This is a genomic window from Thermoactinomyces mirandus (genome assembly GCF_013868055.1).
Classification (GTDB): Bacteria; Bacillota; Bacilli; order Thermoactinomycetales; family Thermoactinomycetaceae; genus Thermoactinomyces; species Thermoactinomyces mirandus.
In genome coordinates this window covers 1-23,187 of record NZ_JACEOL010000003.1, presented here as the reverse complement: position 1 = coordinate 23,187, position 23,187 = coordinate 1, and the positions used below count along the sequence as shown (strand labels likewise).

The 23,187-nt window shown below is 45.0% G+C and carries 21 protein-coding genes and 1 pseudogene; 15 read left to right on the top strand and 7 right to left on the bottom strand.

Annotated features, from left to right (window positions below):
- Window positions 1-65 precede the first annotated feature (65 nt).
- Complete coding sequence (locus H2C83_RS01380) at window positions 66-743, top strand: bifunctional 2-keto-4-hydroxyglutarate aldolase/2-keto-3-deoxy-6-phosphogluconate aldolase (RefSeq protein ID WP_181737043.1); 678 nt, start codon at window positions 66-68, stop codon at window positions 741-743.
- Window positions 728-1,741, top strand: coding sequence for a sugar kinase (locus H2C83_RS01375; RefSeq protein ID WP_181737041.1), 1,014 nt, complete (start codon window positions 728-730; stop codon window positions 1,739-1,741). The genes H2C83_RS01380 and H2C83_RS01375 overlap by 16 nt, the downstream gene beginning before the upstream one ends.
- 85 nt (window positions 1,742-1,826) lie before the next feature.
- Here H2C83_RS01375 and H2C83_RS01370 read toward each other — a convergent pair whose 3' ends face one another.
- Window positions 1,827-2,093 (bottom strand): YciI family protein, encoded by a 267-nt coding sequence (locus tag H2C83_RS01370; protein WP_181737039.1) that lies wholly within the window; start codon window positions 2,091-2,093, stop codon window positions 1,827-1,829.
- Window positions 2,094-2,578: 485 nt separating this feature from the next.
- Between H2C83_RS01370 and H2C83_RS01365 the strand changes: the two are divergent.
- Window positions 2,579-3,168: pseudogene (locus H2C83_RS01365) on the top strand (SDR family oxidoreductase).
- A 174-nt stretch (window positions 3,169-3,342) separates the two neighbouring features.
- Here the strand turns inward: H2C83_RS01365 and H2C83_RS01360 are convergent.
- Entirely contained in the window at window positions 3,343-4,107 is a 765-nt protein-coding gene (locus H2C83_RS01360) for an IclR family transcriptional regulator (RefSeq protein WP_181737037.1), read from the bottom strand.
- 536 nt (window positions 4,108-4,643) lie between these two features.
- Between H2C83_RS01360 and queD the strand changes: the two genes are divergently transcribed.
- Window positions 4,644-5,129, top strand: coding sequence for a 6-carboxytetrahydropterin synthase QueD (queD, locus tag H2C83_RS01355; protein WP_181737035.1), 486 nt, complete (start codon window positions 4,644-4,646; stop codon window positions 5,127-5,129).
- Between the two features lie 147 nt (window positions 5,130-5,276).
- On the opposite strand, the gene H2C83_RS01350 is transcribed toward queD, so the two are convergent.
- Window positions 5,277-6,212: an L-lactate dehydrogenase gene (locus H2C83_RS01350; RefSeq protein WP_181737033.1), complete on the bottom strand. Its 936-nt coding sequence runs from the start codon at window positions 6,210-6,212 to the stop codon at window positions 5,277-5,279.
- 738 nt (window positions 6,213-6,950) lie between these two features.
- Between H2C83_RS01350 and H2C83_RS18295 the strand changes: the two genes are divergently transcribed.
- The 6 genes from H2C83_RS18295 (at window position 6,951) to H2C83_RS01325 (ending at window position 13,721) form a co-directional block, all read left to right on the top strand.
- Window positions 6,951-7,097: a DUF488 family protein gene (locus tag H2C83_RS18295; protein ID WP_312853823.1), complete on the top strand. Its 147-nt coding sequence runs from the start codon at window positions 6,951-6,953 to the stop codon at window positions 7,095-7,097.
- Complete coding sequence (locus tag H2C83_RS01345; protein WP_312853822.1) at window positions 7,087-7,308, top strand: DUF488 family protein, N3 subclade; 222 nt, start codon at window positions 7,087-7,089, stop codon at window positions 7,306-7,308. The genes H2C83_RS18295 and H2C83_RS01345 overlap by 11 nt, the downstream gene beginning before the upstream one ends.
- A 508-nt stretch (window positions 7,309-7,816) precedes the next feature.
- Window positions 7,817-8,518 (top strand): LPXTG cell wall anchor domain-containing protein, encoded by a 702-nt coding sequence (locus tag H2C83_RS01340; protein ID WP_181737031.1) that lies wholly within the window; start codon window positions 7,817-7,819, stop codon window positions 8,516-8,518.
- A gap of 344 nt (window positions 8,519-8,862) precedes the next feature.
- On the top strand, window positions 8,863-9,213 hold the full coding sequence (locus H2C83_RS01335; RefSeq protein WP_312853825.1) for an EsaB/YukD family protein: 351 nt from the start codon (window positions 8,863-8,865) through the stop codon (window positions 9,211-9,213).
- A 21-nt stretch (window positions 9,214-9,234) separates the two neighbouring features.
- Window positions 9,235-13,305 (top strand): type VII secretion protein EssC, encoded by a 4,071-nt coding sequence (gene essC / locus H2C83_RS01330; RefSeq protein WP_181737027.1) that lies wholly within the window; start codon window positions 9,235-9,237, stop codon window positions 13,303-13,305.
- A 143-nt stretch (window positions 13,306-13,448) separates the two neighbouring features.
- Window positions 13,449-13,721, top strand: a complete 273-nt coding sequence (locus H2C83_RS01325; protein ID WP_181737025.1) for a WXG100 family type VII secretion target — start codon at window positions 13,449-13,451, stop codon at window positions 13,719-13,721.
- 147 nt (window positions 13,722-13,868) lie between these two features.
- Here H2C83_RS01325 and H2C83_RS01320 read toward each other — a convergent pair whose 3' ends face one another.
- The 3 genes from H2C83_RS01320 to H2C83_RS01310 all read right to left on the bottom strand — a co-directional run bounded on the left by H2C83_RS01320 (window position 13,869) and on the right by H2C83_RS01310 (window position 17,132).
- The gene (locus tag H2C83_RS01320; RefSeq protein WP_181737023.1) at window positions 13,869-14,741 is read right to left on the bottom strand and encodes a MurR/RpiR family transcriptional regulator; all 873 of its coding nucleotides are present in this window, start codon (window positions 14,739-14,741) and stop codon (window positions 13,869-13,871) included.
- The gene (locus tag H2C83_RS01315; protein WP_181737021.1) at window positions 14,725-16,107 is read right to left on the bottom strand and encodes an aspartate aminotransferase family protein; all 1,383 of its coding nucleotides are present in this window, start codon (window positions 16,105-16,107) and stop codon (window positions 14,725-14,727) included. Before H2C83_RS01315 ends, H2C83_RS01320 begins: the two co-directional genes overlap by 17 nt.
- A gap of 365 nt (window positions 16,108-16,472) precedes the next feature.
- Complete coding sequence (locus H2C83_RS01310; protein WP_181737019.1) at window positions 16,473-17,132, bottom strand: YiiX/YebB-like N1pC/P60 family cysteine hydrolase; 660 nt, start codon at window positions 17,130-17,132, stop codon at window positions 16,473-16,475.
- Window positions 17,133-17,352: 220 nt separating this feature from the next.
- Here H2C83_RS01310 and H2C83_RS01305 point away from each other — a divergent pair, with 220 nt between their 5' ends.
- Both H2C83_RS01305 and H2C83_RS01300 read left to right on the top strand, forming a co-directional pair.
- Entirely contained in the window at window positions 17,353-17,817 is a 465-nt protein-coding gene (locus H2C83_RS01305; RefSeq protein ID WP_181737017.1) for a hypothetical protein, read from the top strand.
- 330 nt (window positions 17,818-18,147) lie between these two features.
- Window positions 18,148-19,671 carry a flavin monoamine oxidase family protein gene (locus tag H2C83_RS01300; RefSeq protein WP_181737015.1) on the top strand — a complete coding sequence of 508 codons (1,524 nt, stop codon included), beginning with the start codon at window positions 18,148-18,150 and terminating at the stop codon, window positions 19,669-19,671.
- Between the two features lie 31 nt (window positions 19,672-19,702).
- Here H2C83_RS01300 and H2C83_RS01295 read toward each other — a convergent pair whose 3' ends face one another.
- Entirely contained in the window at window positions 19,703-19,942 is a 240-nt protein-coding gene (locus H2C83_RS01295) for a hypothetical protein (protein WP_181737013.1), read from the bottom strand.
- Between the two features lie 138 nt (window positions 19,943-20,080).
- On the opposite strand from H2C83_RS01295, the gene H2C83_RS01290 reads away from it, so the two are divergent.
- The 3 genes from H2C83_RS01290 to H2C83_RS01280 all read left to right on the top strand — a co-directional run bounded on the left by H2C83_RS01290 (window position 20,081) and on the right by H2C83_RS01280 (window position 22,680).
- Window positions 20,081-20,881: a thioesterase II family protein gene (locus tag H2C83_RS01290; protein ID WP_181737011.1), complete on the top strand. Its 801-nt coding sequence runs from the start codon at window positions 20,081-20,083 to the stop codon at window positions 20,879-20,881.
- Window positions 20,882-20,905: 24 nt separating this feature from the next.
- The gene (locus tag H2C83_RS01285; protein ID WP_181737009.1) at window positions 20,906-21,661 is read left to right on the top strand and encodes a 4'-phosphopantetheinyl transferase family protein; all 756 of its coding nucleotides are present in this window, start codon (window positions 20,906-20,908) and stop codon (window positions 21,659-21,661) included.
- A 326-nt stretch (window positions 21,662-21,987) separates the two neighbouring features.
- A complete protein-coding gene (locus tag H2C83_RS01280; RefSeq protein WP_181737007.1) occupies window positions 21,988-22,680 on the top strand; it encodes a hypothetical protein in 693 nt (230 codons plus the stop codon).
- Window positions 22,681-23,187: the final 507 nt, after the last annotated feature.

The following is a 23,187-nucleotide window of genomic DNA, read 5'->3' as shown; positions in this document are numbered from 1 at the left end:
GAGACGATTAATAATATAGTCGCTCTTGTTCTTTTTCAGGAGAATTAAAGGAGATGCAGGTTAAAATGAAAAAGGCCAAAATTTTAAACCGTTTATCCAGGACAGGCATAATCGCCGTTGTAAGAACAAAAAACGTGGATGAGGCGGACAAGATTTCCCGGGCCTGCATGGCGGGAGGGATCACGTCTCTTGAGATTACGTTTACATTGGCGGAAGCCGCTGAGGTGATAAAAAGCCTGAAACAGAACCGGGATGGAAAGGAACTGCTTGTCGGAGCCGGGACGGTACTGGATTCCCAGACGGCTCGGATGGCGATTTTGGCCGGTGCGAATTTTATTGTATCGCCGGCCTTTGATTCCGAAACTTCGAGGGTTTGCAACAGATACCATATCCCCTATATCCCGGGTTGCATGACCGTGACCGAGATGGTAAAGGCCTCGGAAGCCGGATGCGATATCATCAAACTTTTTCCGGGCAGCGCCGTTTCTCCCCGGTTCATAAAAGATGTGAAAGCACCGCTTCCTGACATTGAAATCATGCCAACTGGAGGAATCAGCCTGGAAAACGTGGAGCAATGGATTGTAAATGGTGCTTTGGCCGTTGGGGTTGGAGGAAAATTGACTTCCGGTACCGAAAGCGAGATTGCGGACAAGGCCAGACAATTTTCCCGGGCTGTTCAACAGGCGAAAGAGAAACTGCAAAAAAACAAAGAAAAAGGTGCTCGGCTATGGCAAGAGTGGTAACGTTAGGGGAAGTCCTTCTTCGATTATCTCCGCCCGGGCAGACCCGGCTCCTGGGAGCGAGGCAATTTGAAATCCATTATGGTGGTAGCGAGTTGAACGTTGCTGCAGCTTTAAGCGGTTTTGGCATCCATTGCACAGCAGTCACAAAGGTGCCTGAACATGAATTGGGTTATTCGGCGATCAAGGAATTGGCCAGTTTTGGCATAGATACTTCTTTCATTGCGAAAGGCGGAGACAGAATCGGGATCTATTATTTGGAAAACGGATATTCGGTAAGGCCTGCAAAAGTGGTTTATGACAGGAAAGATTCAGCCTTTTCCCGGGTTTCGCCGGATGAGTTCAATATCGAACAAATATTGGCCGGTGCCGATCTGTTCCATGTTTCCGGAATTACCCTTGGTGTTAGCGAAAACGCCTTTCAATTGGCCAAAGCTTTTATGCAGAAAGCCAGGAAATCAGGCGTGAAGGTCAGTTTTGATTTTAATTACCGAAGCAAATTGTGGTCTATCGGGGAAGCGATGGAAAAATTCAGGGAAGTGCTTCCTTGGGTGGATATTTTATTTGGCAGTCACTTTGATTTTTGCCATGTACTGGGAAAAAAACCGGTGAACAGCCTTGATGAAACCGACATTCTGCAATATTATCGAAGCCTTTATGAAGCCATGTTTGAACAGTATCACCCGAAATACATGATTTCTTCCATAAGGGAAGTGGAAAGTGCAAACAGGAACAGGTATCAAGGCCTGCTGTACCATAACCATCGGATCGAACGGTCCAGGAAGTATACCCTTGATATTGTTGACAGAGTTGGAACCGGAGACGCCTTTGCTGCCGGTTTTCTGTATGCCTGTCTGATGAATCGGGAACCTTCTTATGCTATTGATTTTGCGGCTGCGTCGACGGCATTCAAGCATACGGTGCCCGGTGATGTGATGATTGCCCGTGCCTGCGAAATAGAACAATTGATCGCTACCGGTTCCTGTACCGTGCAAAGATAGAAAAAACAGTTAAACCGGTTCCTTCATAGAGAGCCGGTTTAATTGGTTTCAGATGTTTAAAGAAATGGTTTCCCGAAAATCAGGTTTATTTTGGCCGGGTCATTTTCCATTCGTGCAATTCCAGCCGGCGGGCCCCTGTAACAACATAAGGGTCTTTATTGGCCAATTCCTCAGCTTCTGTGAGTGAATCTGCTAAGTAAATCACCAACCCTCCCGCTCCGTCGGCAAAAGGACCTTTGGCAAAAACCTTCCCCTGCTTTTCAAGTTCCTCCAGATGTGCCAGATGGTTTGGCCGGTAAGTCTTGTTCTTTTCCTGATTTTCCATGTGCAGGATGGCGGCAAAGTAAGCCATCAGGTATTACCTCCTTGGAATATTGTAATTTTACGGAAAAGAGAGCAAAAGCTGTTGCCTGAACAAAAGATTTTAATCATCATCTGTCTTTTTTGGAAAAACAATCTGTTCCTATTTTAACATGAATCAACTTTCCTATAAAAAGAGACCAGGCATAATCAATTTAAAAATGGTAAAATACCAATTCAATTCATTGTCATAATCCATATTGCCTTTTTGGCAATGAAAGCGCCAAAATAAAGTTATAATGTGAAGCTTGGGTTCCATAAGACAGAATGACAGAGGGGCAAGTTGCGAAGAATTAAAGACCAGGGTTGTAAATCCTGATGTGTATAATTCCGCTATTTCATTGTGGCAGTGCGACAAGCAATTATGCTTTTATCCCGGACAATGGCCGGAGTGAGGACATCGACCGGTCCGATGGATGAGTTGAAATACTTTGAACGGCAAAGGAAAATCCAGAATAGCCAAGAGGTGCATGATTAATGAGTTTAGCTGACTTTTCACTCGATTATTTCAGGCTGACGGGGAAAGTTGCGATTGTTAGCGGCGGAAATAAAGGAATTGGGAAAATCGATATTCTTGTCAACAATGCCGGCATGATTCGGCGAGCCCCATTAATTGAATATGAAGCGGAAGACTGGAACGCGGTGATGGATATTAACCTGAATGCGGTATATTTTTAAGTCAGGAAGTTGCGAAAGTGATGGTAAGGCAGCGAAGCGGCAAAATCATCAATATCGCTTCCATGCTGTCCTTCCAGGGCGGAAAATTTGTTCCGCCATATACAGCAAGCAAACATGGGGTCGCCGGTCTGACAAAGGCATTTGCAAATGAATTGGCACCTTACAATATCCAGATCAATGCCGTTGCTCCAAGATACGTTGTTACGGCAAATACAGCTCCAATTTACGCCGACCGGGAAAGAAACGCCGAGATTTTGTCCCGCATTCCTGCGGGCCGGTGGGCCAATCCATCTGATCTGATGGGGGCGATTGTGTTTTTATCCAGTAAAGCTTCCGACTATATGAACGGACATGTCCTGGCCGTTGACGGTGGTTGGCCGGTCCGTTAAAGCGGGATAAAAATCGGATGGAAAGGGGGTTGCTCTTTCAGGAGCATTGGCATAGCGCGATGATCAGGGGACAGGAGATTGGCCGGGTCAGTGTCAGCAGGAGAGATTGGGCCAAAAAGGGGAATGCGGACAAATAGTGTCCCCAAACTCCCCGCTGTTAACATGGAACGAATATCAATTTCCTGTGTAGCCAAAATTCCTTGAGATTTTCAGGCTGTATTGCTTCATTTTTTCAATCAGTGAATTGTTTATCAAATCCATTGTAACCCGGTTGGTTGGCCCGGAAATGCTGAAACTGGCAATAATCTTTCCTTGATGATCAAAGACTGGACAAGCAATGCACCTTAAGAATGCTTCATTCTCGGAATTGTCGATCGCATACCCCTGTTTTTTTACCTTTTCTATTTCCTCCAGAAATTCTTCTTTGGATGTGATCGTGTTTTCCGTTCTTGGAACCAGTTTCATACTGGAGACCAATTCCTCAAAATACTCCGGATCGGCGCCGGAAAGCAGGACTTTTCCAACCGCTGTGCAATACATGGGTGCCCGGCTCCCGATACGGGAAAACATCCGGATTGTTTGATTGCTTTCAATTTTATCAACATAAATCACTTCTCCGCGATCTTCCACGCACAAATGGACGGTTTCATTCACTTCCTGTGACAGTTTTTCCAGATAGGGTTTTGCTGTGGTCACAATGTTTGAGTTATTTAGCAGGTTTCTGGAAAGAAACAGAATTTGCAACCCGAGTTTATATTTGTCTGTTTCCTTGTCTTTGGTGACATAATTCATATTCAACAAGGTTGCCAAAAGCCGGTGTGTTGTACTTTTAGTCAAACCGACTTGTTTGGATAATTGTGCAATAGTTATACCATCCGGATACTCAGACAGCTTGTTCAAGATATTTAAAGCACGTTCAAGCGATTGGACATTCGGCATCGCAGTCATCCTTTGATTAAGTTCATGTATTGAAACGACATTCTAATTAATGATACAGCACGGATAATTTTTTGTAAAATTTATCAACAGGGAAATATAATGTATATAAGATTCGCAATTAATTAATAAAAACAAAAAACTTGCCCGGAATGAAAACCGGCAAAATTTTTGTTCATTTTAATGGCGGTTATTTATTTGATATAAAGATCAGGTGAGCTGTTTGTTGATTGAAAAAAAGGCAAAGTTTCGATAAAGTAATGTTCGTGACTCAGGATTGAGGAAACTGGGCAGAACCTTTTTTCATATAGACGCTGTCTGTACTTTTTAACAGACGAATTGCCATATTTGTGTGACTGGAAATTTGCAAACAGTGGCTTTGTCATGTCGCGGAAGTTGAATCATTGAAAAGGACAATAATGTTTCCGGATAAATTCTGAAACAGGTGATCTGAGACGATCTCCTGATTGAGTGACTTTTCCGTTCTGTATCCTTTGCCTTCAGGTTCGACAGTGGACATAGCAAAAGGAGTGAATAACATGTCATCTTATCAAATTCCAGGGAAAATCCAACGTCTCGGTGAAGACATCCATACAAATCAGCTCAGATATCACCATAAACGGGTGGCCTTGACGAAAGAATTTACGTTTGATTCCGCCCATCATCTTCACCAGTATGAAGGAAAATGCAAAAGCTTGCACGGACATACGTACCGGCTGTTTATTACCATCAGCGGTTACGTGAATGACCGGGGATTTGTGCTTGACTTTTCCGATCTGAAAAAGATCTTCAAAGAGTATATTGAATTAAAATGTGATCATCGCTATTTAAATGAATCATTGCCTCCAATGAATACCACGGTGGAAAATATGATTTACTGGGTCTGGGAACAGATTGAAACCGCATTGGGCCAGCTTCCGGGGGTCAGGAAAGATCAGGAAATACGTCTTGAAGAAGTGAAGTTGTATGAAACCCCGACCAGCTATGCAACCCTGAAGCGGGAATGGGTGGAGGAGAATGAATGATTGCCGCCGGGATTGTTCAGATTGTGAACCAGGTATACAAAGTTTCAGGGAACAATCAGCCAGAAGCAGTGCAATGCAAGCCTGTGACAAGCAAAAAGCCTGTGATTATCCAAATGGAATATCACAGGCTTTGTTTTTTCGGTAATCTTATTTTGCTTTGTATAATTGTTGGGTTAATATTTCTGCGGAATGATGCAGTTTTTCCAGTTCCTGTTCTTCCAGATTCAACTCGATTACTTCGCGGATGCCGGAACGGGTTACGACTGCCGGTACACCAAGATAAATATCATTTAAACCATATTCGCCGCGCAGCAGGGTCGAAACGGTCAACACCGAATTTTCATTGTTCAGGATTGCGCGCGTAATCCGGGCCAGCCCCATGGCAATGCCATAGTAAGTGGCTCCCTTGCTGTTGATGATATGGTAAGCGGCGTCACGCACATTGGTGAAGATCTGGTTCAGCTCATCCTGTGTGGGCCCCACTCCCGCCTTCACATAGTCTGAAATCGGACGGGTACCAATGTAGGCGTGGCTCCATGCCGGCAATTCGGTATCCCCGTGTTCCCCGATGATATATGCATGCACATTTTGTGAGTTGACATGATAGGCTTCGCCAAGCAGGTAGCGCAAGCGGGCAGTATCCAGAACCGTACCTGAGCCGATTACCCGGTGGGCCGGGAGTCCGGAATATTTCATGGTCAGGTAGGAGAGGATGTCGACCGGATTTGTGGCAACCAGGAACAATCCGTCAAAACCGCTTTTTGTCACTTTGCTGATGATCTCTTTAAAGATACCGGCATTCTTGTTGACGAGATCAAGGCGTGTTTCACCAGGTTTCTGGTTGGCTCCGGCCGTAATCACGACCAGATCGGCGTCCTTGCAATCTTCGTAATCCCCGGCCCAGATCCGCATGGGCGAACTGAAGGGCAGGCCGTGGTTCAGATCCATGGCATCCCCTTTGGTTTTTTCCTTGTTAATGTCTATTAACACCAATTCATTGGCCAGGCCCTGGTTAAGAACGGCAAAGGCGTAGCTGGAGCCGACAAAGCCTGCTCCAATTAATGCGATTTTTGTTGTTTTCATTGAAAAAGCACAACTCCTTTAGTATTTAGAAATTCTGTAATGAACCAAACAGCAGAAATATTTGTGAATACCTGAACGATCCATTTATAGAAATAATATACTACTACATAGAAATAAATGAAATGAAAAGATAAATATACGCAATATTGCTTCAAATCGGCAACGCCTTGATTTGCAAGGGTTTTCAGGATATTTCAGTTTAATTATTAAAGCGTATACAAGATAATAAAAAAAGGGTTTTTACAAAATCGCTATTTTGTTAAATCAGCTCAAGTTGGGAGTATGGATGGGTTCAAAGAAATATTCTTTTAAAATAAGTTTATATAATCAATATTGCCAATAATATTTTGAGGCGGTTAAACCTGTTTTCTTTGTGCCAGGCCGATCAGTCGGGAAGCAAAAGTGCCTCAAAAAACCATGTGCAAATTAACAAAACTTAAGGAAAAAATTCAGCTTGTAGGATGGGAATAAAACAAGAAAAACAAAAATATTCTTGGTTAAATAATATAATTTTATGTTATGATTAAAATTTAATCTAATATTATCAAGACTGTACTTATTAAGACAGATAGAGAGAAGCTTTTGCTGCTAAAAAAGTGTATTTTTGGAAAATTGGCAACGAGACATTTTGGCAATTTCTGAAAGAGACGCGGGGGGATCATCATTCCGAACCATCACGAATATAATAGAATATTAATCAGAAACGTTGTTTATTTTTGAAAGGAGACAGTCACAGCCGTGTCTTATGAAATAAAGCTGAAACGAATATACGAACTGCCCGAACCGGAAGACGGAAAACGCATTCTGGTTGACCGCTTGTCCCGGAAGTACGAAAAAACTTCAATCATAAACCGGAGCGGTTCAGGGAGTCAGGATGCATTATGAGAACGAACTTGCCTCTGATCCGGTTCGCCGGGAACTCATCAGCCAAATTTGCCGGTATCTTGAGGTAGGTGATGTTACCTTGCTTTATGCGGCGAAGGATCCTGTTCATAATAACGCTGTCATCCTCAAAGACTGGATAAAAAAAATTTTGAAGGAGGAAAAAGAGACTGAATGGAGAATAGAAACATTGGCCGAAGTCGATAGAAAATAAAACCAACTCCCTGGTCGTCGCCGGGAACTGTTTTTTCATTCCGGCCGGGTTGGAAACGGATTTTTGCCAATACATAAACTGTTTTTATTTGTTAGAAAGGGATGATTCAAAAGCAGAAAGCGCTGAAGGCAATCACGTAACTTGTCGCCTTCCGTTGAAGCGCAAAGTACTGAGGCAAATTCGGTTTTATGGAATAACCAGCCATATGCAAACAGGAAAATCTCGCTGGAACTGGAAACAAGCAGGATAATCTATTGGTTAATTCCTTTGGCAAATCGACTAATTTTGGTGATTAAAAAAGAGATATACTATCAATAGATTAATTCTCTGGTAATAATCAGTAAATGATAGAAGCATTTCATCCAGTTCTGTAAAATTTCATCCAGAAAATTTGTCCTAAAAATGAACAAACTAATAAAAATATGGACAACTGCGCCAAAATACATTATATATATATAATGTATCAAATAATTAAAATATATTTGATAACTACTGGGGGGAGTATTAGGTGAAAAAGTGGTTGTTAGTATTTTTTGGTCTTGCTTTGGTAGTAACATTCGGATTACCAGCAGCAACTTCTGCTGCGCCGGTCGACGTTGATGCAAAAGTGAAACCGGCAGATATCGAGGTAGCACCAAACTACATCGATATCAAATTGGGTGCCAAAGAGGCTGCCAAAATTGACGGTGCACAATTGAAAGTTGACAAAGTTTTGGAAAATGGTGTACCTGTTGAAGTTAAAGAAAAATTGGTTGCAAAAACCCATGTCAGACTGGAAGGTTTGAAACCGAGCATTGAATATTGTTTCAATCTCAAAGTTGGCGTAAAAGCACTTCAACTGGTTGACTTGAAAGTGAAAGCAGATGGTAAAGCTGGTGATCTCGTTTGTGTAACAACCAAAAAACCTGGTGAACAACCTGGTAACCCGGATCCCACCAATCCTGGTGACAACCCGGGCAATGACAACCCAGGCAATGACAACCCAGGCAATGACAACCCAGGAAACAACAATCCTGGAGATGACAACAACAATGGTGGAAAAGACAATCCAGGAAACAATAACGGCGGAGACAACAATGGTAAAGACGATGGCAAAAATGGAGGCAAATTGCCCAAAACGGCTTCTCCATATGCCAATAACATTGTAATCGGTGCATCTCTCCTGGCCGCTGGATTGGGTGCGTTGGCAATTCGCCGTCGCATGGCTTAATTTCCACAAAAGGGCTGTTGACTGACCAAGTCAGCAGCCCTTTTTTTTTATAAATGACCAATTATCTGGAAATTGTATATTCACAAAATATACATAGGTTTTTCGTATTGATTATCATTATACCTATGATTAAAATTTAAGTGACAGGTTGGCTGAAAACCGGTTTTTTTACCCGGTTTTTTGCTGTTGTTTGCCAGGTGGCCAAAGTATACATATTTCTCTGCAATCTCTTGAAAAAGAAAATCTTGAGCTTGAACAGGAAACTTGCCGGGGGAGTGTTTTATATTCCCCCGCTTTCGGTTTAAGCTTCTGTTTGTGCGGGAAAGGAGGGAGTCAGTTTGGAAGTGATTGTGACAGTTGTCATAGGAGAAACGAAATCGGACTGGTTCGATTTTGAACTTCCTTCCAATGTGCCGGTTGCCCATTTGATTGAGATGATTGCCGGCACGATCGAGGAAACGCTTTCAGACGATGATGAAAAGTTTGTGCTGGAAGTGAAAACCAGGAAAGGGATCTGGAGAAGGCTTGATGAGACAAAAACACTTCAGGATTATGGAATTATGGATGGCGTCTACCTCCGGATCCAGAAAAAGCATCAGGGAGAGGAAAAGCACGAGGAAATAGCCAGCCAGCTTGAAATGCTGACCAAAGAAGAAATCAGGGGGTTACTTGAAGCTTGGGAGACGGATGGTTAAATCGGTAAAGGAGAGAAAGTGATGAGCATTATATTTCAGAGATCACCAAGAATCAAGCAGGATTTGCCACGCCAGGTTGTAGAGATCAGTGAACCTCCAAATAAACCTGCAAAGCCGACCTTTTCCTATGTGTATCTCATTTTCCCGATTATTATTACGCTGACTACGGTCGGGCTTTACGTGTATATGAGTACCAGTGGCAAATTTTATGCGAATTCCACCTTCTTCATGTTCTCGATTGTTTCTTCCATGATGATGGCATTTTCTTATATCATTCCTTTTTTCGTTTATTTGTCCCATAAAAAGAAATACAAGGCGGAGCTGGCAGAACGGGAGAAAAAATACCGGAACCTCCTGCAAAAGCTTCGGGAGGATCTGGAAAAAAAAGAGGAATTGCAACGAACCTTGTTGAGAAAATGGAACCCGACTCCGCGCGAATGTTTGCGTAAAATGCAGCGGCTAGACAGTTCTTTATGGGAGCGTTCTCCCCATGATCCGGATTTTTTGTCTTTACGTCTGGGGAATGGGGATGTGCCATCTACGGTAAAAGTGATCCCACCCAAACAGGATGAATATGAACGGGATCCTCTGATCGAAGAAGCGGAATTGCTCAAAAAAGATATCGATATGGTTGAGGATGTACCTGTCCTGCTTCCCTTGAACAAACTCCAGGTGGTTGGGGTGGTTGGCGATCGGGCCTTCATTCTGAATTCGCTGCGCAACCTGGTCATTCAAATTGTAACCCATCACTCGCCGGATGAAGTGAAAATTGTTTCCTTTTTTTCCGAGAAAGAAGCCGAACATTGGAACTGGATCAGGTGGTTTCCCCATGTATGGGATGATCAGCGGAGGGTAAGGTATCTTGCTTCAAATTATGAAGAAGCGCGGGAACTGGTCGACCATCTGTATGAGATCCTGCGCCGCCGCAAGAGAAATGAGCGGCGGGAAACACTGACCGGCCCGGAACTTCCTTATTGGGTCTTTATTATCTCAGATCCCCGGCTTGTGGAGGATGAGGCAATCTTGCCGCTGATTCTGAAAGAATCGGATCAAATCGGGGTTCGAACGATATTGCTGGCCGATTCCAAAGAAGTTTTGCCGATGCAGTGTCAGGCTGTTCTGGAAATCCGCGAGGGAGGCGGAACGCTCCGGGAAACCAACTATTCCCATAAAGAAGGAGAAAAAGAACAGGAGCAATTGCAGTATATATTCACTGAAGATTATGTATCCCTGGAAATTGCTGATTTATCTGCTCGCGCTCTGGCGCCAGTACGTTTGAAAGCGAACAAGTCCAACCAGATTCCGCAGATTTTAACCTTGTTTGATCTGGTGGGGATCAAGGAATTGAAGGAATTGAATGCAATCCGCCGTTGGAGTCGGAATCGCTTTCCCAACACATTGCCGGCAGCGGTGGGGATGAGCGCCGGTGACAAGAAAATCCGCCTGAATATCCATGACAAGATTGAGCGTAAAGGGCATGGTCCGCACGGTCTGATTGCCGGAACAACAGGATCCGGGAAAAGTGAAGTGATTCAGTCTCTGATCGCCATGCTGGCGCTAAACTATCATCCGCATGATATCGCTTTTCTGCTTATTGATTATAAAGGTGGCGGAATGTCCAACATTTTTGAGAAACTGCCCCATTTGGCCGGTGTGATCACCAATCTGGACGGAAATCTGATTGAGCGGGCCAAAATTTCTTTGAAAGCCGAGTTGATGAGACGGGAAAAAATCTTCAAGGAATCGGGCAACATCCAGCATATTGACGAATATTACAAATCGGGGTATGGCAATGGGCAGCCCCTGCCTCATTTGGTAATCATTATTGACGAGTTTGCGGAACTGAAAAAAGAACAGCCTGAATTTATGGATGAATTGATTTCCATTGCAGCCAAGGGAAGAACCCTGGGTGTTCACCTGATTCTGGCAACCCAGAAACCGAGCGGGGTTGTTGATGACAAGATCTGGAGTAACGCCCGTTTTCGCATCTGTCTGCGTGTACAGGACGAAGCGGACAGCCGCGAGATGATCAAAATTCCGGATGCCGCCTGGATTACCACCCCCGGACGGGGTTATTTCCAGGTTGGAAGTAATGAACTTTTGGAGCTGGTTCAGTTTGCGTGGAGCGGAGCGCCTTACCAACCGGATAATTCTGTAGAGGCACAAGAGACATCTATCAAGGAAGTGTTGCTGACGGGCAGACGGATTGACCGCACCCAAAGGAATTTTTCCATAAACAGAAAAGAAGAAAGAACGCAAAAGCAATTAAATGTCCTGGTTGATTACCTGGCAAAACAGGCCGAGGAAGCGGGAATTGAACAAATTGGGGGACCCTGGCTCCCGCCTCTGCCAAAACAGCTCTTTTTGGAAGATATTCGTGATAAAAAGGATCAAGGATGGGACGGAAAAGGTTGGCAGCAGGCAGACCGTTGGCTTGAACCGAAAGTCGGCTTGTTTGATGATCCGATGAATCAGATTCAGGATTCCTTGCGAATTCCCCTTAACGAAGGACATCTGCCGGTATACGGCATGCCTGGAAGCGGCAAAACCACTTTCGTTCAAACGCTGCTGTTTTCGCTGGCACTGGATCATTCGCCGGACGAAGTCCATATGTATGTCCTCGATTTTGGTCACATGTTCCGGGATTTCAAAAACCTTCCGCATATGGGTGCCATCATTCGGGATGATGAACCGGATCGGGTGAAACGGCTTTTCCGATACCTGAATCGGGAAATGATTCGCCGGCGGGAAAAAATCGTCGAATCCGGTGCGAAAACTTTCCTGTCTTACCGGAAGTCGGCGTCCGAACCGATTCCGGCAATTGTGGTTGTTATCGATGGATACCTGAATTTCAAATCAACTTTTGAGGAAGAACATAACCATCTCGAGCAGTTACTGCGTGCGGGAGGCAGCTTTGGAATTCACTTCATCGTTACTGCCAACCAGATTACAGATATCTTTGACCGGGTCCGGAACAACTTTGCCCTGGGAGTGACCATGGAACTGGCCGATCCCGGAGATTATTATTTTGCGGTTGGGCGTTTGAGAAAACCGCCGGTCAATTTGCCTGAAGGTCGGGGTTTTGTCAAGGGAAATGTTCCTCCACTGGAATTCCATACGGCTTTCGCTGCAAAAGGAACGGACGAGATTGAACGGGCCAGGATGTTGCGCCAGAAAGTGCAACTTCTTTCAGAGGCCTGGAAAGGAAACCGTCCGCAAGGAATCGGGACTTTGCCGGAAAGGGTTGAATTGCAGGATCTGATTTCAAAGCACGAAGAAGATCCAGCGCCTTTGGAGCCGTTGCAGGTGCCGGTTGCCATATCAATGGATGACCTGATTCCTTATTATGTCAGTTTGAAGGATGGCCCGTATTTTGTTGTGGGAAGTCCTGTTGAGGGCGGGAAAACTTCTTTTTTGCAAACCTGGATCCTGTCGCTGGCCTACTTCTATCCGCCTGAAGAGGTTGAAATCTATTTGGTGGATTTCCGCCCCGGTGACCATGGCCTGGCATTCGTGGCCGGATTGCCGCATGTCAAGGGGTATGCCACGGAGGAATCGGAGCTGGCCGATCTGCTGAAACCGATTGAGGCAATGTTGGATAAGCGTGTAAAACCGAAAGGATTGCAGGCGGTTCTGGCAACGGGGAAAAAAGAGGAGCCGAAGCCGGCGATCTTGCTAGTGATTGACGATGCCGACTATTTCAGCAAACGGATGAACAATTACGAGCTGCAAAATCTGCTCAACAAAATTGCTGGCCAGGGAAGGAACAAGAATTTTTACTTGGCGATATCCGGTACGCCTTCCAATTTTCCTTACAGCAATGACGGCTGGCTGGCGGAAGTAAAAGCGATGGAAACGGGATTCCTGTTTGCCAGCCTGGAACCTAATGATTTTTCATTCTTTAAAATTCCAATCTCTGAGGCGAGGGCTTATTCAACGGGTCCGATCGTTCAAACGTTGCGTGCAGGAGAGGGTTATTTTGCAAAACGCCGTTATACCAAAGTCAAAGGAGCGCTGCCTTTTTCCGGGAAACGCTCGCCAATTGACTGGATGCAAATCATTCAGCAGCGTTGGTCTTCGATCAGGAAATGACAAGATTGGAAATAATTTAAGCCAAATGGATTTAACTTACTTTTAACATAAAAATCAAAAGGATGAATATTGCTATAAAATATATTTATGTTTATAATTTCAATGTACATCCTTTTGTAATGTTATTTGAAAGGAGTTTTTCGATGAGCGATCGGATTCAGATTGATCCATCACAACTTGAAGCAATTGCCAAAGAATTCCAGGCAAAGCGTCAAGAAAGCGAACAAATCATTCAAACCCTGGACAGCCGGATACAAAGTCTTGAAGGGCAATGGCAAGGTAGAACAAAAGACCGCTTCTTTGTAGATTTCCAGGAAGCCAAGCAAAACATGAAGAACTTCACACAGCTTCTTGAAAACATTTCTACAGCATTGAATCAAATAGCCCAGAAATTCCGTCAAACCGACCAGGTTTAATCTTAACTTTGTTATTATGATCAGACAGATTCGACAAATTGTCGAGTCTGTTTTTTTAAAAAAAAGGAGGGTTAAAGTTTATTGAGTAAAAGAATATTGTCTCGATCTTGCTGCCGCCTGAAAAACCAGGTGGCAGCAGGTTTCTGTTCATCGTTGGCTATTTGTTTTGTGATAAATTCCTTCCATCTCCCATAATTGTTCCATGTCTTTCAAATGGGTGGTGATTTCTGGTTTGTTCATCCGGGCCACAGCTGTAAGTAAGGCGTTGATCAAACTTAAAGGAGCGACAAATGAGTCGAGAAAAGAAGGCAGGTTGCTTGCTGCGGTCAGGTACAGGTCGGAAACATGTGCCAGCGGCGAACTGTGTGCATCCGTAATCGCGAGCGTGGGGATCCCCTGTTTTTGCGCGTACTGCATTGCCTGGATGGTACGGAACGTATAGCGGGGAAAACTGATTCCGATCACAAGATCGTTGGATGCCAGGGTGGATAATTTCTCAAACATGGTGTCAGATTCAGTGATCAACTCTGTATTTTTCTTCAACAGTTGCAGATAAAACGTGAGAAAAAATCCGAGTGAATGTGAACTGCGCAGTGCAATAACGGTAATGGTACGGGCCTGGTGAATTTTTCTTGCCGCCTGGCCAAACAGATGGACGTCCAGCATTTGAATGGTCTGTTTCAGGTTACATATGTCATCGTTCAGCACTTCATAGGCGATTCGCTGTTCTTCCGGATAAATATCCCCTGCAAGGTTAAGCCGTTCAACCGTTGTTACCCGCTTGCGTAACTGTTCCTGAAGGCTGTGCTGCATTTCGGTATATCCGGAAAAACCCAGAGAGTTGGCGAAACGTATTATGGTTGCTTCGCCAACTCCAACCCGTTCTGCCAATTTGGCTGTGGTCAGAAAGGCGACGGTATCCGGATGTTTTTCGATATACCGGGCAATTTGCCGCTGGGCTTTACTCATTTTTCTGCTTTTTTCCCGAATTCGCTGAAAGATGTCAGCTTCTTGCGACAACGAAATCCTCCTTTCCTGTCAGTTTTCGAATCCCCCTTTCAAACCGGTCAAGAGTCTCCCCGATGATTTCACTGGTATGTGTGATGGCGGTTGAGAAACGGTTAAGCGGTTTTACGTAAATCCCTTGCTCCAGCAGGAAAGCGTCCAGCTTTTTGCGCAAGGCCTGATCGGATTGCAGAACATCCTGAATCTGCCGAACGGGTTGCTCGGTCATGACCAGGTTAAAGATACTGCCGACGCCAACCGTTTTTCCAGGGAGGCCATACTGTTCCAGAATCTGTTCCATTCCCCTGCGCAGTTTCATGGTGTTCTGCTCCAGATCCCGGTAGACTTTATCTTTTTTCAGAAGCTGCAAGGTGGTCAGTCCCGCCGTCAGGATCAAGGGATGACCGTTGTGGGTTCCACTGTGAAACAAGGGCTTGTATTTCACTCCGTCAGATTCCGTGGATAAAATGTTCGTACCGCGAAGCGGGGAACATAATTCCATGATTTCTTTCCGACCGCCCACAACTCCCAGCGGAAACCCGCCGCCCAATACTTTTCCCAGCGCAGTCAAATCGGGAGAAACCCCATAAAAGCCTTGTGCTCCGGACAAGCCCATCCGAAATCCGGTTTTCACCTCGTCAAAGATCAGGACCATGTTCCATTTGCGTGTCATTTTCCTGAGTTCTTTCAGAAAGGCGGGATCAGGAGGAATAAAGCCAGCCTGGACCGGTTCCAGGATCACTGCTCCAATCTCGTGGACATGTTTTTCCAACAGCGCCTTTGTCTGTTCCATGTCATTAAACGGAAGGACAAGGGTGTTTTTGGTGATTTCATCAGGCATCCCGTACGAATCGGCCGTTGGGACGGGTGCCTGACTCCTGGAGCGTTGTGATGGATTGACGCTTACCAGCACTTGGTCAAAGCTGCCGTGATAATGACCTTCAAATTTGGCAATCTTTCTTTTCCCTGTCCAAGCTGTCGCCAGCCGGATTGCGAGCAGTGCGGCTTCCATTCCAGAATGAGTATAACGCACTTTTTCGATGCTTGGATATAGCTGAACCAATAATTGGCCCATTTCCTGTTCCAACAAATGAGGTGTCCCAAAGGTCGTGGTGCCCGCTTCCTGTAATTGGGACTGAATTGCCGCAACAATTGCCGGATGTCCATGTCCCAGGATCAGGGCTCCATAAGACAGGTTGTAATCAATATAGCGGTTTCCGTCAACATCAATCAGACAGGGGCCGTCTGCCTCTTTCATGACAAGGGGATAGGGAGAAAAGTATTTGATATTGGCAGAAACTCCGCCAGGCAGCCACTGACAGGCTTCCTGATAAAACCGGGAAGAGCCGGAAGTGTATTTTTTAAAGGCAGTAGTATACATAATTGACACCTCAACACAAAATTTTTACTCCATAATTAATAAATGACGGAGTATACACTCCATTATTCACATAATTAAATCTTTGTCGAGGTCTAGAATTGGGGGAAAATTACAGGTTAAACATGACCATCTTTGGGATGGTCATGAAATCTTCTGTTTTCTGTTTATTTTGTGGAAAGATGAAAGGCAGACTGGAACAGATTCCCAACATACCCGGAAACTTACTTTGCCGCCTGATCGTTTTTATATCGAAGGCGCTAATGGGCAAGAAAGCGACAGCAGCCTGTCAGGCCAAAATCGTCAGGAAATAATAAAAGACAGGGATAGCGCCGGAACAGGGAGGGAATAACTTTTCGCTGCAATGCCTAACCCTGGGAATAGAAAGCATAAGTGAGCGGACTTTCAACAAGGTCGACCGGCCATACAGCCCATCCGTCATTTAAATCAAATCCCCGGTTGTAAAAAGCACGCCACACCAGTTGGGAACAGTAAAAGCTGCTGGTTGTTTCTATGTTAAAAAAATTATAGTTATAAGGTTTGCCAATTTGTGCCCGGGCATAGGAAGCGGCATAACTGTAATCAGCGTTGCTGGCACCGCTGACCCGCAGCCCTTTCACCTTTTCATATCGTGTTGTCCAATCATTGATCCAATGGCGCACTCCATTCAAATCCCCTTTATTGCCAAAAGATTCAACCGTATATCCGCTTAGGTCAGACACAACCGCTGCATGTCCGCCGGCCCAGGACAGGGATCCCGAACTGGTTCCATCCAGTGTAACGAGGATGTCTCCGGGTAATCCAATCGCTGCCTGTGCCTTGATCCCGCTGCTGGACTTGCGGTCCGGCTGGTGGGAAATCTGGTTATCCCATGTTGCAATCGCTTTTTGGGTGCGGGCTTTGGCTCGCAAGACATCCTGCTGTTGTTCAGGAGTAAGGGAATAAGTTTGACAGGCAAATGAGGAGTATGGAAACATGAGCAAACTGACCAGGAAAAGGAAACCAACCCAGAATTTTTTTTGGCGCATTTGCCAACCTCCTTTATTAGTTTCTAAAAATATTTTATTCGAAATATATAAAATATTCTATTAATAATCAGATAGGGTAATGAAATGTTTTGATTAAAATATTAACTGGTTGTTAAAGACTGGTTATGGATCAAGGAGTTATTTTTTCTCAAATTCAACAAAAACAAAATATTGGTTTGTTATATTGTGAATATTGAAACGGGAAAAGGGGGAGTATTGGATGAAACGGCTTTTGCATCCGGCATTTGCCTTTATGCTGGTTATGGCGGCATTTTTCGTTCACCCGGCCTTTGCCGCAACCAAATTGGCTGGCAAAGATTTGTATCCTGCAGATCAGTATGCGGATACTGTTGTGACCGTGTCTGCCACTGTTGCGGAGATTCGTGGATATGATTCCGATTATGAGCATCAGCATATTCTGGTGGATGATATAGATGTCCTGGAGATTGATAACGGCCATGCCTCGATAATTCCGAACCGCGCATTTGTCTCGATCCGAATGGACGAGCGGGGGATTGAAGGACCTATCCCGGGCCTTCGTCCAGGAGAACCGATCGTGATCAGGGGGGAATTTATTCCGGAAGATGAAGCTTACAAGACTCCATACAACTGTTGTGATGCCGTGATTCATTTTACTCACGATCCGGTCGGATATGTCCGGTATGACGGAGTGACATACCGTTAAGAGCTTATGACAAAACAAACCACTACATAGCGGACAGTTGCAGGGAAAACGGGTGAAACGGTCTGGGTGTAAGGATTTGGAGAGCCTGGTCTGAAATCGAATGCCGGACGCCCTGCTGCTACTTGTACCCGGTGAAGACAGAACGAAGTCCTGAAAATTGTCTACCTTGCAGTTTTTCTGTTTGCCAGGGCCGCCCGGACAGGGCGGTTTTTCGTTGTTCATTTTCTATTTCGTTCGAAAAGGGAGGTTGACACACCTTTTCCAGCGCTTGAATAAGATAATCCCATAATGTTGCGCTGTTAACGAAAATAAGGATGGAGTGTCGGGAAAATGAAATACCCGGGATACCGGACGACCACGCTGACGGAAGAACAAATGCTGAAAATTATTCAGGATGGACTTCTGCCAACGCCCTTTCCTAAAAAAATTATCATTGTGGGTGCGGGGATTGCAGGTTTGGCAGCAGCTTCCCTTCTCAAACAGGCCGGGCATCAGATCGTGATCCTGGAGGCGTCAGACAGGGCAGGAGGCAGGATATATACTGTTCGTTCCCCATTTACAGCGGGCCAATATTTTGATGCCGGGGCCATGCGGATTCCCGATACCCACCAGCTGACGCTGGCCTATATCCGCAAATTCGGGTTGGCGCTCAATCCCTTTGTGAACGATTCACCACTCGACCTCATTTATGTAAATGGTGTGCGGACAAGATCATACATCTACCGGCAGAACCCGGATCTGCTCAATTATCCGGTTGCTCCGGAGGAAAGAGGGATGACGGCAGAAGAGCTTTTGCAAAAAGCGATTGGGCCAGTCGTGGAATTTCTCCGGCAAGACCCGGAACGGAATTGGGACCGGTTATATGAGCAGTTTGCCGAATATTCACTGGAAGTGTTCCTCAGAAACAATCCGTTTGGGGTCAACCTGTCCAAAGGTGCGATCGAAATGATCAAGGTACTGATGGATCTGGAAGGATTTCCGGAACTCTCTTTTGTGGAACTGATCAAAGATATTGTGACTCTTGTTTTCAATCCGGATGTATTCTTTTTTGAGGTGACAGGGGGAGCCGATCATTTGCCGGGAGCTTTTCTTCCGCAATTGAAAAGGCATATCCGCTTTTGCGAGCGAATGACCAAAATTGTGCAGGAACCGCATCGGGTGATCATCCGTACCGTTCATGAGAAGAGCGGGCAGATTCTTGAAACGGCCGGAGATCTGGCCATTGTGACCATCCCGTTTTCACTGATGCGGTTTGTCGATGTCGAACCGGGAGAATCGTTTTCCCACAGTAAATGGAAAGCGATTCGTGAATTGCATTATGTTCCGTCAACCAAGATCGGGATCCAATTTCGAACCCGGTTTTGGGAGCAGGAAGGGCTGTTTGGGGGAAAGGCCGTTTCCGATCTTCCGCTCCGGTTTACGTTTTATCCCAGTCATGGAATCGGGACAAGGAACCCCGGAGTGGTTCTGGCCAGTTATACATGGGAAGATGACGCATTGCCGTGGGACAGCCTGAGCCGGACAAGGGCGATCGAAGAAGTGCTTCAGCAAATGTGCAAACTTCATGGAAAAAAGGTCTGGCGTGAATTTATGAACGGATATGTTCACAGCTGGACTGTTTATCCCTATTCAGCGGGGGCGTTTGCCATGTTCAGGCCGGAACAGTCCCTTGAGTTTGCAGGATCGGTTTCCAGACCGGAAGGGAGAGTTTATTTTGCAGGTGAGCATACCAGCGATTTGCACGGATGGGTGGAAGGAGCAGTACAATCTGCCATACGTGTGGCTGAGGAAATAAATTTGATCCCCAATAATTACTGGCCCGGGGAAAACAGATGCGAGCACGGAATAAAGTGAATGCGGACAGAAATAAACTGTCCGCAGCCGACTAAAAAATGATAAATTTGATAAACAGGATCGCGGCAAAAGGAATGAAGATGGGAAAAAATAAAAAAGATGTCCTCATTCGGGATTTGCCGGTTTTGCGCAGAGGAGTGAAGAAGATTCCTCCGCTTTTTACTTTTGTAATCTTTCCAACAAGGGTATATCCGTTGATCAATCTGATTTTTACAATTCTGCCCATATACTTGCGGCTTTTTGTCATGAGCAATTTGTGTCTGGAAGGCATCAGATCTCCCCCTTTAACCGTCCTCTTTTCTCAGGATATGTTTCGGTGAAAGAGGCAGGCAGGGCATTCCTCCCGGGAAATTTGCTTCATTTTTATGGAAAAGTAGAGTTCTGTATGTCAGAAAAAAGGAAGAGTTCATTGAACGAAGAATATACCAGTGAGTCAGGGAAACAGGAAGGATGGATTTTCATGTTATATGGTTTGAAAGAAATACAAAAACCGAAAAGATTTCGTTTGTTTGCTTTGCCTTATGCAGGTGGCTCTTCTTACATATATCGCCAATGGGAACAATCACTTCCGGAGGAGGTTGACTGGTGTCCCGTTGAACTTCCAGGCCGGGGGCGGCGGATGATGGAACCGCTTTGCCGGGATATCGATTCTCTGGTAAATGATATTTACGGCCAAATCAAGGACCAGCTTGATCTTCCGTTTGCATTTTATGGATATAGCATGGGTTCCCTGCTGGCATATGAATTGTCCCGATTGATGCACGGCAAAGGAAAAGAACCTGTTGCACTTTTTGTTGCAGCTTGCAGTGCGCCTCATTTGCCACGCAGTGGGGAAAACCCGGCTGATTTGCCGGATGGGGAATTTGTTGAAAGGCTGCGCCAGTTTAATGGGACACCGGAAGAAATTTTGCAAAATGAGGAGATGTTGCAATTTTTCATACCGATTTTGCGCGCTGATTTTTCCATTGTATATGATTATTCATGCCAGTGGGGCGTCCCGCTTCATTGCCCGATTATCGCCTTTGGCGGAACCATGGACCCGGATGTTCCGGAAGCAAGTCTCACTGCCTGGAAAAAGCATACGGATGCATCTTTCCAATATCATTTGTATCCGGGAAATCACTTTTTTCTGAATGATTACAGGGAGTCCATGCTGGCAGTCATTTCCCGGGAACTGGAAAAACTGGTCCAGTTAAAGACAGATTACTAAAGAAAAGGGATGTGTAGGAAAACGATGAAAGATCAACTGGTTCCGGGATGTGTGTATGTCTGGTTTACTCCACTGTCTGCCGCCAGACCGGAATTGGAAACCATCCTGGATGAAACGGAAACAGAACGCTACCGCTCTTACCGGAAGCGGGAAGACCAAAAGCGGGCGTTGCTGTCTTTTGGATTATTGCGACTGGTACTGTCCCGTTTTCTGGAGAAACCTCCTGAAGAGATCCGGATTTCCCGGGAATGTCCCCACTGTCACAAACCGCATGGTAAACCCCGGGTACTTGATGGAGATTCGATTGAAGTAAACATTTCCCATTCCGGAAATTGGGTTCTTACCGCATTGACATTAAACCAGCCCATCGGTATTGATATTGAACAAAGATCATTCAGCCATCATTGGCAGGAACTGATCGGCCATGTTTTATCTGCAAAGGAACACAAAGAGTGGGAAAAACTTTCGGATCGGGAGAAAGCGATTGCCTTTTTTCAGTACTGGACGCAAAAGGAAGCAATTTTAAAAGCGACGGGAGACGGATTGACTGTGCCGATGAGCCATTTGTCCGTTTCCCGCAAAACGGGTATCCCCCGGTTGACCGACTGGCATGGGCATGAAGAAAGGGTTTCCCAAATTCATTGTTATCCGCTTGAGATTGACTCTTCCCATGAAGCTTGTTTGGCGGTCATGGGCCAGTGCTGGCAAATTTGCCTGCGGGACGGGAAACTTGTGATTGAGGCATGGCTTGAGAAACGTGGGGAAAAGTTTGTCCATTAAAAATATGGGCTTAATTTTCACCCGATTTCCCTTATAATTTAAATCATAAAAACATATATGGAAAAATCAGGAACAGATTCCAATTGAAAAAGGATTGGACTATTGGCTGATTATGCTATATTTAGTCATTGATTTGATGAATTCTTCTGAAATGGTTTGATATTGCATGGAAAGCATTTCAGGATCAAAGTCCTTGACTGCTCGTTCTTGTTTGCAAACAGGTTGTGGCGGATTAGAAAAGTTTTGGAGAATTGACAGAAAAGTGATCAGCAGGATTGACCCGATCGTGGTATAAAAGAAATTTGTATAATTGGCAGGGGATTGAAATGGAATTGATACAAGTCGGGCCAATACAATTGCGCCTGGAATGGATTGTTCTTTTTGCGGGCGGCTGTTTGGGAATGATCGCGGCACATCTGTTGGCAAAGAAAATGAAATATGAACTGGCCTGGGATGCTGACACCATTGTACAAGCAGCAGTGATTGGCGTAATGGGTTGGAAATTGAGCCCTGTTTTGATAGATCCGTCATTGATCATGGAATTTAAATGGTCTGTGGTAAACTTTGCTCCTCCTGAAAATGGCAAATGGATCGGATTGTTCATAGCGGCTATCTATCTGGTTATTTATTTGTCCCGTCTTGATCCCCCGATGCGCTGGGGGTGTCTTGACCTGCTCGGCATTGCGATGGCCGTTTTGCTGGTTACAAAGCAATGGGTCAACGGGCTTTGGAACGGCGGATTGAGTATCCAGTGGATTGAGGTGTCCGTAGCTGTTTTGGAAAGCTTTATTTTATACTGGCTTTGGCTTGCCAGTTTTACGAAATTGGGCACTGGGGAGATATTTGCCGATTTCCTGTCTTTTTCAGGGCTGGTCTTGTTAGCCCGCTCATTATTCATATACTCTTTTGAAGCGCAGAAATTACTTTTGGAAACCGGCTGGCTGGGCATGACAATGACTGTGACGGGTCTTGTGTTTTATACACTGATTTCCATTCGCAAGGAAAGAGACAGCTCCTGAAAGGGGAGGAAACGAAATTACTGCATGAAAGGAAAAGCGGGCTGGGCACAGGGAAGATCTGCCTGAAGGCGAACGCTGGGGCGGAGCAGGTCGTAAAGATTGCCTCCAAAGAGTTTCCCAAGTCTGGAGTCTGTAATTGACAGGCTCTTTTATTTTTTGTATCTCTTTTATAAAACAGATTGAGAAGTAAAGAGGAATCATTTCTTTAGCGCATATTCATAAAGAATTTAAACCAATTAATTGTTTTTTAAATGTTTTGTATGTTTATAATAAAATGGTTAATCACTGTAAAACTAATTGCTGGACCAATAGTTACTGTGTTTGTCTTTTTGCCGCGTTAATTAATGTAATGCATATTTTTTAAAATCTTATGGGAGGTTGCCTGCTTTGAAAAAAACAAACGAAACTCCATGGCTGTCTTTTTGGGTAAACCCCAGAGATACGGTTCACTGGATTTTAAACAGTCAAAAAAGCCCTGTTTTGTTGATATTGCTGTTAGGCCTGGCC